Genomic DNA, 10,206 nt, shown 5'->3' with positions numbered 1-10,206 from the left:
CATTCACTCCATCTCTTCGCAAAGAGGTGTGAATCACAACATGCTGGTATTGCTCAACAACTTTCGGTTCGGGCACTAAGCAGATTCAGTCCGAAGTATGTCGGATCTGACTTCAAAGCGTTTGCGCTCGCCGGGAGCAGGCACAAAGCTAGCGGCAATCTCTTCTGGAACAGGAATGTATATTCTATCCTTCAGAACGATCGTCGCTGTTGGGTAACTCCCTCCGCCAGACTTCGCCTCAACCATTTCGCGGGTCTGAAGGTCATAATATAGTCCAAATCGACCAGAATGATGTAAAAAAATAAATAGAGTTTTTTGCCCACCCCATACTATTGAAGTACGGTGAGGTTGAAGAAAGAACTCTCCCATTTCCTCTTTTACTCGGTCACTAATAGAGATGAAATTACGGTATCCTCTAAGAGGTGTTTCGGATGGATCGATCGTAAGTAACTTTGCCGTATTTGACACATCAGATCGAAGAATTGGTGGGAGGGGTTCAAACTCCTGACCAGGAGCCGGAGCTACGCCGCTGACTTGCAGAGCCCGCTCATTTTCGATTACATCAGGCACTACATCCCTAGCATTGGCTGCTGTGGCTGCATCTACATAATGGATGCTCGATCGCACCGCGCTACGGGATCGTGTCACTGCCTGATCTAGGGTAATTCGTCCTTCCTCGTATTCTTCCCAAATTTTGGGGAGGCTGCCGAGATCAGATTCTTCATACTCGAATGTTTCGCGAGGACGCTTGATTGCACGCAGAAACGCTTCAGCTCCTTGACGAGTGCTGCTGGGAACAAAGTCCGAAATGCGTTGAAATATGGTTGTCCTAACAAAATCCTTCGTCATGCTCCCGAAAGCAGAATAATCCATATTATAGAGATTTAACATTAGTTTGGTGGTTTGTGCGTCCGGATCGAGGGTAATGATAACTCGATCCCCGGATTTCTCTGCCATAAGCGGTAGGCCATGAGAAATTTGACCAAAATTTAAATCAGATTTTACAAAATAATCGGCATCCAGGATGGACTCTAGCCTGAATGCCAAGGCATTCTCTTCGAGAGATAGGTCGCTCCGTTTTTTCCGATTTATTACCGATGGATTATCGGAAATTGGTACAATACGGCAATAGGCTGCAAGATATCCCTGCTCGCATTGGCGGCGATGCGAGTTGCGGGCTGACTGCAAAACCGGCGTCTCGTCACTTGCATTGCGAGCTAGAATGCCCTGATCGGTTCCAGAATAGATCAGCATAGGATGATCTACGGTACGCGATTTCACTGTTTCCAGGCTAATTCGATCCCCAGGCGTTACGACCATACGGAGCTTGCCACACAGCGCCCATTTACGGTGGGCCGCCACCCAGGAAATAAAGGGCGTGCTAGCGTCGCATTCTGGAAGTTCGGCTAATATACTCGACACGTAGGCATCGATCTCAACCATCATAGCTTGGAGCATTTGCATACCCGCAGTTGTAATCGCCTCTCGCCCGGCGGTCGGCTCTAGGATTAACAGGTCTGCTACACCACCAAACTGATATGAAGATGATACGGAAGTGGTAGCTAATCCAAATCCACTTCTGAATGTCCGCAGATTAGGGGAACCACTCCTTAAAATAATTCTCCCAGATATCTGAGTTCCAGACCAGCTTAGATCACTTAGAGATATCCAAACATCAGCGTTATTAGAAACAATAGTTTTTGATTGGGCACGCAGTCGTGGACCAATCGGTCCTATCGGCCTTTCAATAACGGATGATTTTGCTACCGGCGCGACAATATTCTCGACCGGCGCTCGACTAACCAATTTTCCGTTCACCAAAACCGAGACGTCCACGAGCGAAACGAACTCAGAAATGTACGCTGTAGCTTCCGTGACGTTGATTGATTGATCGGCGGCTGTCTCGGCAATGACCAACGTACCAGGCGTTCCATTTCCGGCATTTGTGACGAGTGATATGCAGTCTGCGTTTAGCGAAAGATTTTCCAACCTCGCCGCGCTCACGCTGCGCTCACCAGTGACCGCACTCTCAGTCTCTATCCGTAATGCTTGAGCGATACCAAAATTAGCCATTGCCCCGATGCCAAAAGTGCCGACGACACCCGCAGCCCGTGCAGCATCATTATTCTTGCTACTGCTTCCAGCCTTCCAATAGTGTTCACGGAGATCATCGGGGGTCATGCCGATGCCGTTGTCCGATATCGCGATCCGTTCTGGCTCAAGATTTATCTCAATTAGTGGCTCAAATTGGTCACCCTTGGCGAGGCGCAAACGGATGGCGTCAAACGCATTCTGGGTATTTTCGCGCAACAGGGCGAGCGGCGATTGATAAATCTGAGTCGCTAAGAGCTTAATCACTCTTTCCGTCTCAATTTGAAAGGGGATGAGTTGTTCTGTCATGAATTTAACGCTCTGAAAGTTTCAATACGATTTTCAATATCATTGCGTAAAGCGCTGGATAGTTCTGACGCAAGTGGCAAAGATAGAGATTTCTCGGCTAGTTCAATTCGGCGCGTACGGATGCAAGCCATTACGAACTGCACTAATTCATCTACATTGTTAGGACTTTCTATTATCGACAAAATGCGTTCTGGCTTGTCGGAGGCAGTCGCCAATTTGAGTGCTAACGATCGCTGGTATGTAAATGGAGAAAATTTCACATCGTTCAGAGCATTCAGCGCGCCATCTGGATCGCCCGCAGCGAACAGCGTTTCAGCGCATTCGATCGCTTGGCGTAGGCGCAACTGGTCGGTATCCGGGGGACGCCCCGCATGATCCAATGGGCGTTCCCAACTTAAGTCGATACTTCCGTCCGCGGCAAATCGTCCGTCATTCTTTCGTGCGAAGTGCCCTCCCTCGGTCATCTGCCGCACAGTAAGACAAGCAGAGGAAAGGTCGTCACCAAGGGCAATGACGTTGTACTGCCGATCAACTCCTCTAGGTAATTCACGGGCACCAGCACACAGGGAACCGGCGCTGATCACCGCCATAGCTTGGCTTTCGGGCAAGTGGATGTAATGGGCAGCCGCAGCAGCACGGTGCTGATGGCCATGCAATCCGACCCTGAACCCATGACCAATCATTTCATGAATACGCGAAACGTCCATATAGTCTTGGCGGTTAGGTGGCCCGTCGATACTATGATGCCAGACCGCCATGCGGAGGTCGTGTACCCGGTTCAGATCGTGCAGCTCAAGGGCGCAACGTGCAACAGCATCCTGCGCGAAATCGCCAGAAAAAGAGAAGCAGTCATTTCCAGCTATTGAATCGAATGCAGCGACAATAATTCTACCATCCGCTATCTCGAATAAGTTATATCCAGCAGATCGGTCTATCGGCCGAACCAATTCTACACCGTCATAAAACTTCTCAACAAATGTCCAATAGCTGTCCAGGCGACATGAGTAGGCAACAGGATCGACAATTTTATATGTGGTTAAATCTGACCAAGACCATCGATATAGACTGCCTGTTTCTGATAAGACCTTAAATACACCGTTCTTTACTTCTTCTGATTTAACGGGTGCCATAGATCGAAAGGCGGTATTCCAGCAGATGTCATGATTTCCGGGAACAATTACGATTTTTGATCGATCACCGCCGAGATATCGATCAGTTAACTTGCACAAGAAATCATAGGCAACATCATATTGCTCCGATAGTTCGCTTTTCCATAAGCTTGCATCTTCAGCACCATCCCGAATAGGGAGACCCTGAATTATGTCTCCGCTAACAATGATCGCATCTATTCTCGGGATGGGCGGCGTCTCCAGCCGATATCGCGTTGAATCACTCAACAACGCAGCAAGTACGGCATCGTTGTTGAATGGCTCCGCTGAGGAACGGTGCAGATCGGAAATATGGAGAATGTAAAGCATCGTCCCGGAAACTGTCACAGCGCGTGAGCTTGCGCTAGCGAATTGACATAGGTTGCTGGATTTTACAGCGCGCCGCTACCTGCCTATGCAGGCACATTCCGTCCTTCCGAATTGCTTCGCGCTATCAAATAAGTTACCGAATATAAACGATTTTTGATGCAACAAAATTGCCCATAATGTTGCAACCCGGCAAAATCCGAGCCTGTGGAGGGTCGGATTATGCGCGTTTTGGTCGGGGTCGTTGGCATCGCTTTTCTGGGCTTAGGCGGGACTGCTCCCGCAACCCCCCGCAAGCTGGAAATCGACAGGGATATTTTGCTTCGTGATCTTTCGCGTGGTGAAGTCGCCCAGCGGCGAATGGCCTGTGCGACCGGCCAAGCGCCCGCTATGCGCGCGCGGATTAAATCGGTGGGGTGGGACGCGCTTTCCGCAGGTCAATGGTGTGTGACGGTACTGACCCGCGCTGGACGCGATGGCACGCTGCGCCATGTGGCATTGCGGGATGGGAAGGCAACGCCTGCCATCGCGTTCGATGCCGGATTTGTCACCGGCTACATAAAGCGCGAGGCGTTGCCAGCCGATGCGCCTGCCATGATGACATTGCTGCCGATCGCCGACCGGTGCCTGGATCAGAAAGAAGCCGACAAGGATTTATGCGGGGCGGCTGGGCATATGTTAGGTGCCCGTGCGGCTAGGGGAGAACTGATCCCCATAGATTAGGGGTGCGCTACTCCAGGGACAGGGGCGGATACGTTTTGCAATGTCACCCCATGGGCGGGAGCGGCGTCGGCTACCTTGGCCGCATCCGTGACGCCAGAAGCGCGTAGTTTCGCGACGACATCGGCCATCGCAGTCAAGTTTGCAGGCGATGGTAACCGGCTCTCGACAACATGTTCCGTAGATGCCGTTGCGGTATCAATGCCTCGTTCCACCTTCGCCTTTATGGAATCCAATTCCCTGCCCGTGAAGGACGCATGATCCTGCTGCACAAAGGCTTTCATGGCATCCATGGGGTTGTCGGGATGCGCGGCCAGCAGCGCGTCGATCTCGGCGTCTGATTTGCCCTTGGAGCGCATGATGGCGCGAAGATCGTTGCCCATATTCTCATCGAATTTCGATACGTCCTTGCCGTCACGGATCATCCCGGCGCGCAGAGCGGCGGTGCTGGCGGCGAGTTCGTCCACGCGGCGCAACAGCGCGGGATCGGCGCTGCCGCCATGCACGGCCAGGTCCACAGCTTGCCCATAAGCCGCGCCGCTGGCTTTGAGCGCGCCTTCTGGCCCGCCCTCGGCGATTCCGGCGTCATGCTGTTTGCGGCGATCTTCCTCGCGCTGGCGGTAGGCATCGCGCTCGGCGTCGTTCTCGAATTGCAGCGAGCCGTCATACTGGCGCAGGTCGCGCATGAAGGCGGTCGCCTGCGATTGCGCCCGGCTGGCGAGGTTGGCCAGTGTCGCGCCTTCGGCTGCGCCCGCACCACTGGCGGCGGTGAGTGCGTCCTGCACGGCATTCTGGCTTTGCGCGACGGCGGCGACAATCTCACTGCGAAGGGCAGCAAGCGCGGTCGGGCTGACGGTGCCGATCTGCTGGCGCAGTTGGGTAATGTTTTGGAGCTGGGTTTGCGCAGTGACGGCATCGCCCCCGCTGCGCCTCAACGCGGCAATGGCCGTTTCCAGATCGAATTGCGCGACCACCAACTGGCCGACCATGGCAAGGCGCTCGCTAGCGAGCGGGTCATCCGAAGCCGGATGGCCCGGCCCTGAAACTGTCATATCACCGATTATAGTTCGCCTCTGCGCGTGCGTGAAACTTCCCCATCATACCCCGCAAACCGCTAAAAATTGGTTAATATATTCCTAATCGGCGAGCCAAGATGCTAGGGCGCATGTATCCGTGCTATTGGCCGGTGCGCCGTAGTAGTTGCTTGGGATCATAATATGCCGATGTACGGAGGTGGAGCCTCATTCCGCGAAATATCCTATCTGTTCGTGGATATGGGCTGCTTTCGAGAATGTCTGAAACGCTTGTCACTGCGCTATTTCAATGACCCGTTAGCGCTGGTTTGCGATCACAGCTTCTTTCGGTCTACCGCATCCAAAGTGTTCTTCTATGATGCTGTGCCTGCAAAGGAGAACGGCGAGGACCATACGGCCTATAACCAACGAATCGACCAGCGCATGGCTGAAGTTGGAAAACTACGGTTGCTTGATGGATGCCATGTCCAACTTGGCGATCTTCGCGGAAAGAAAGCGGCTCAGAAAAAGGTCGATGTGATGATCGCCGTGGACATGCTGATGCATACGTTTCGCCGCAACATGGACAACTGCACATTACTTACCGGAGATAGCGACTTCCAACCACTTCTTGAAGCGCTGAATCGTGAAGGAATGTTCACAACATTGTGGCACCCGGCGCAAGCGCCTGCTGACCTGATGGGCGCAGCGGATAGCGTTCGCCCGCTGAACCTGCAAACGCTTGGTGGCGGATTGCGACGCGCTCCCGGTGTGCCCCTTCTACCAGCTTTCAATGCCGACATCAGGCCACGATTAGACAAGACGGACCTCGCCGATACCGTCATCGACGGTCGTGTTTATCTCCTGTCGGAGAATCAACGCGGATACCTCATTGAACATTTTGATCCGAAGGCGTCGGCCACGTCTCACCACGCCCAGGACAAGGATCGAAATATCCTCGTGAAGGCGGCGGAAGATATTTGGGGTATCGAACTACCAAAAGATTTTTTCAGCTAAGATCGGCCCAAGGCGGAGGCCTTGGGCCGATGTGGTCGCTATTCGGCGCTAGTGCGCTCGGTGATCGCGCGCATGATGATGCGGCCCGTGAGCGGTAGCGCGTCGTACTGGAGCGAAAAACCCTCACCGTCACGGTTGGGCCACGCGGCCCCGATGGGCGTCCAGTTGGCACTCTTGCCTTTGCCGGTGACGAGGAAAAGACGGTGGGTCGGTTTGGCGGGGGTGGTGGATTGGTTGGTCACGGTTGGCTCCTTGGTTGTGCCCCCGGCCTATCCGGTGGCTTCGTGGGAGCCGTTCGCGGCAGGCCATCGAGCCGTCCGGTCAAGGTCGCGCCAGCGCCCGACAGGGGTGAACCTGCACAAGCGCAGCGCGGAAGGGAGTGCCTTGACCGGCGGCGGGACTGCTGCATCGCTCCTCCACAAGAAGCCCTCCGATAGGTTGGTGGTACGGCCATGGGGCGCGTGGCCTGCTGCCGCCTCCGCCAATCCGCATGACGTGACGTGGTTCAATGGAGGCTCGGCAGGATCGTCATGGTTGCCTACCCGCGTTGGCCCTTCGGGAAAGGCGTGGGATGCGGGCGGTATTGCCGACCGCGCACCCCGGAAAAGGCTCCTTGCTTCATCCTGCGTCTTGCAGCAGCGGCCCGCTGGCGCGGCTGGCGGCCTGTGTCCGTGGCGCTGGTCCGGTCGGCGGTTCAGCCCCCGTCCACGCGCAATCCCGCGCGGGGCAAAATCGGGGAGAAACCCATGACGACAACCATCATCCTGCTTACCATCAACAGCATCGCCCAACTGATGGCGGCGGTAGCGCAATTGATCGTCGCATTACGGCGATGGCCGTAGCTTCGGCTACGGTAATGCTAACCGATGCTCACAAAATTGGGGGCGTTGATGTTAAAGACGATTAACGCTTCCCGCTTCGTGTCGCTCACGTTGCGGATGCTGGGATGGCACAGATGATCTCCGTCGCCATAGCTGATCCAAAAGCTGCGTCCCGCCTTATAGACCCACACGGTGTCGCCATCGTCATTGTTCCATTTGCCGATCAACTGCCGTTTCGCGCGCGCCATCCTACTTACCCGTTTCCGTTTTGTTCAGTGTGACGACAAAGCTATTATCGCATGGGTCGCCCTTGCGGCGGCCAGCGGGCGTGCCTTCATGCCCATTGCAATACATCGTATGTTCGCCGTTCGACTGGTAAAGAACCACATGCTGAAGGTTGAGGCCACCTTGCTGGCAGCGCGGGTTGGCGCAGCGGTGAAATGGCTGGATATTATCTAGCGTGTAGTGACTTTTCCGCTGCCAATCTTTGGTGGTGTAATGTTCCCAACGATCTTGGGTGACGGTCAATTCCAACGCAATGATACCAGGAAAGGCTTTGGCGCGGTCATGCGTCTCGCCCAAAAAGGGCTTGCCCTTGCTCATGCCGTCGCCTCACCGTCTATAGCTTTTTCCGGCGGCGACGACATCCGCTGCATGGCCTTGTCAAAATCGCCTTTGACGATGGTAATGCCGTTCGATCCGCAATCCGTCGCGAACACGATTTCATGCACCAAAGCCGAATCCTCGCCGACATTGTGGGCAATGGAATAGCTGAGGTAGGTATTGATCGTGTGATCAGCCTTCTGTGCAAGATCGGCGTTGAGATAGTCTTCAACCCGTCCAGCAACGCGGTTGAACTCATTAATTTTCCCGCGCTTTTTGGGGTCAGACCCGCGATAGCTACGCCGTGCCATGTAGATGGGGTAGGATTTCATTGGCAGCCTCCGATGCTCTCCATAACATGCGGAACAAAGAAAGTACATTGGCCGCAGATGAAGAGTCAGAACCGATATTTTGACAGCAACGCAAGAGCGCAGGCATAGGGGCGCTACGGGCCGGGCGCGCCTGATTCCGATGCCTGCTTGGCCGTTGCCTGACCGGGGAGCGCCAGCGGCGCGTCAGGCAATGGCTTTTGATCCCGCCGGGAAGTCCGAGCCGGACGCGGGATCGGGTTAGCATAGCTAACCTACGCGAGGACGGCGACCCCGTTGGGGCGTAGCGGGCCGCTTCACCTTATCGCGCGTGGCGGCAGCCTTGGTGGCTTTGGCTTTCGTTTCCAGTTCAACATCATCCGGCTTGCCGGATGTCCATCCACCCGCGCCTTGCAGCAGGCGGTCGGCATGGCGGATGCTGTTCACATGGCCATAATGATCCTCGATCATCTTGACGGACGTGCCCATCTGCTCGGCGAGAAGATAAACATCCACGCCTTCGCTCAAGCGCATAGTCGCATAGGTATGGCGGAAGCTGTAGGTGGAGCGCACCGTGCCGCCCGGCCCGTCGCGCAACTCTGCTTTGGTCAGCAGGTCGTCAATCAGGTGCTTGTAGAGTGAGGACGCGGGCGTCCCGTCGATAGTGGTGAACACCGGATCGTCGGGCCGTGGTTCGATGGCATGGTCGGGGACGTTCTTCTTGCCTTCGGCCTCCGCCCGTTTGCGGGCGGCTTCGCGGGCGCAGGCGCGAATGCGGTCGAGATATTTGCCTACGCTAGGCACTGCCACCAATTTGCGCGACTTGCCCTTGCCCTGAACGGCCAGCACGACGATCTCATTGCCGTCGCGGTCCTTGGCAGCTGAAACATCCTTCCAGCGCAGGTTCTTCGCCTCGCCCGGCCGCATCCCGGTGTTGCACATCACTAGCACGAAATTATGCGTGACCGTGCGATACCAATGGCTGACGGGCGACAGCTTGCGGGTGGGCTTGTCCTCTTTTCCCTGATCTTCGGACTTGGGCTTCTCCTTGCCCTTGACCCAATAGTTACGGGAATAGCTGTAGAGTTGGGTATATTCCTCGTGCGTAAACTCATCGCGCCGCATGACCTTGAGTTTGGGGCGGTTCTCGTAGCGCTGGCTGACCGGCGCATAACGCTTCTTCATGGCGAAGCCCATCACCGAGGCAAACACCGACAATTCAAAGCGGATAGTGCTGTCGCTGATTTGGCGGGTGCCTTTCATGCGTTCGGCAATGGCAGCTTCGCGCGCCTCGATCGCTTCCTTGCTGGCCGTCACACCGCGCCGGTTTGTCGCGCCTGGAAGGGGGCGGGCGCGCAAGCCGCGTGCGGCACGGCCCTTCTCACGCATCGCCAGTTCCTGATCGGCCAGCTTGGTCGCCAGTGCTTCCGACACGGGACGCACCCCGTTGCGCGCTGCGCGGCCTTCGCCGTTGGTGCGCCGCCACGCGGTGTAGCCCTTCCATGTTTCGTCGCCGATCAAGTGCACCTGCGTCGAACCCATATAATCGTTCAGCGGGCCTTCGATCACCGCGCGCAGCTTCTTGGGGCGCTGGGCGCTGACCTCGCCATGCTCGGCCCGCTTCTCCTGCTCGGTCAGAAACTCCTGTGCCACCTTCGCAAATGAGCGGTTGAACAGGGGAACATCGCGTTCAAGGGCATATTCGACATTGGCATCGTGCCGCCACGCCTTGTTACGGGCGGCGGTCACGTCCTCCGTCTTTAAGGAGAACGTCTTAGTGCCCGAACCGAAAGTTGTTGAGCAATACCAGCATGTTGTGATTCACACCTCTTTGCGAAGAGATGGAGTG

Annotated in this window: 10 protein-coding genes; 2 read left to right on the top strand and 8 right to left on the bottom strand. The window is 55.4% G+C overall.

Annotation, left to right across the window (positions count from 1 at the left end; all coding sequences use genetic code 11):
* Positions 1-75: 75 nt before the first annotated feature.
* Positions 76-2,400, bottom strand: coding sequence for an ATP-binding protein (locus V2I08_RS19745; protein ID WP_349636474.1), 2,325 nt, complete (start codon positions 2,398-2,400; stop codon positions 76-78).
* Positions 2,397-3,878: a metallophosphoesterase gene (locus V2I08_RS19740; protein ID WP_349636473.1), complete on the bottom strand. Its 1,482-nt coding sequence runs from the start codon at positions 3,876-3,878 to the stop codon at positions 2,397-2,399. The genes V2I08_RS19745 and V2I08_RS19740 overlap by 4 nt, the downstream gene beginning before the upstream one ends.
* Before the next feature lie 387 nt (positions 3,879-4,265).
* On the opposite strand from V2I08_RS19740, the gene V2I08_RS19735 reads away from it, so the two are divergent.
* On the top strand, positions 4,266-4,598 hold the full coding sequence (locus tag V2I08_RS19735; protein ID WP_349636472.1) for a hypothetical protein: 333 nt from the start codon (positions 4,266-4,268) through the stop codon (positions 4,596-4,598).
* Here V2I08_RS19735 and V2I08_RS19730 read toward each other — a convergent pair.
* Positions 4,595-5,647 (bottom strand): hypothetical protein, encoded by a 1,053-nt coding sequence (locus V2I08_RS19730; RefSeq protein ID WP_349636471.1) that lies wholly within the window; start codon positions 5,645-5,647, stop codon positions 4,595-4,597. The genes V2I08_RS19735 and V2I08_RS19730 overlap by 4 nt on opposite strands.
* A gap of 165 nt (positions 5,648-5,812) precedes the next feature.
* On the opposite strand from V2I08_RS19730, the gene V2I08_RS19725 reads away from it, so the two are divergent.
* Positions 5,813-6,625, top strand: a complete 813-nt coding sequence (locus tag V2I08_RS19725) for an NYN domain-containing protein (protein ID WP_349636470.1) — start codon at positions 5,813-5,815, stop codon at positions 6,623-6,625.
* 38 nt (positions 6,626-6,663) lie between these two features.
* Here V2I08_RS19725 and V2I08_RS19720 read toward each other — a convergent pair whose 3' ends face one another.
* From V2I08_RS19720 to V2I08_RS19700, 5 genes are all read right to left on the bottom strand, one after another.
* The gene (locus V2I08_RS19720; RefSeq protein WP_349636469.1) at positions 6,664-6,867 is read right to left on the bottom strand and encodes a hypothetical protein; all 204 of its coding nucleotides are present in this window, start codon (positions 6,865-6,867) and stop codon (positions 6,664-6,666) included.
* Positions 6,868-7,484: 617 nt separating this feature from the next.
* Positions 7,485-7,694 (bottom strand): hypothetical protein, encoded by a 210-nt coding sequence (locus V2I08_RS19715; protein ID WP_349636468.1) that lies wholly within the window; start codon positions 7,692-7,694, stop codon positions 7,485-7,487.
* A 1-nt stretch (position 7,695) separates the two neighbouring features.
* Entirely contained in the window at positions 7,696-8,049 is a 354-nt protein-coding gene (locus tag V2I08_RS19710) for a hypothetical protein (RefSeq protein ID WP_349636467.1), read from the bottom strand.
* The gene (locus V2I08_RS19705; RefSeq protein ID WP_349636466.1) at positions 8,046-8,381 is read right to left on the bottom strand and encodes a hypothetical protein; all 336 of its coding nucleotides are present in this window, start codon (positions 8,379-8,381) and stop codon (positions 8,046-8,048) included. Before V2I08_RS19705 ends, V2I08_RS19710 begins: the two co-directional genes overlap by 4 nt.
* A gap of 246 nt (positions 8,382-8,627) precedes the next feature.
* Complete coding sequence (locus V2I08_RS19700) at positions 8,628-10,106, bottom strand: site-specific integrase (protein ID WP_349636465.1); 1,479 nt, start codon at positions 10,104-10,106, stop codon at positions 8,628-8,630.
* Positions 10,107-10,206: the final 100 nt, after the last annotated feature.

The organism is Sphingobium sp. MK2 (assembly GCF_040170545.1).
GTDB lineage: Bacteria > Pseudomonadota > Alphaproteobacteria > Sphingomonadales > Sphingomonadaceae > Sphingobium.
The sequence above is the reverse complement of the archived record's forward strand: the minus strand, read 5'-3'. Positions and strand labels throughout refer to the sequence as shown.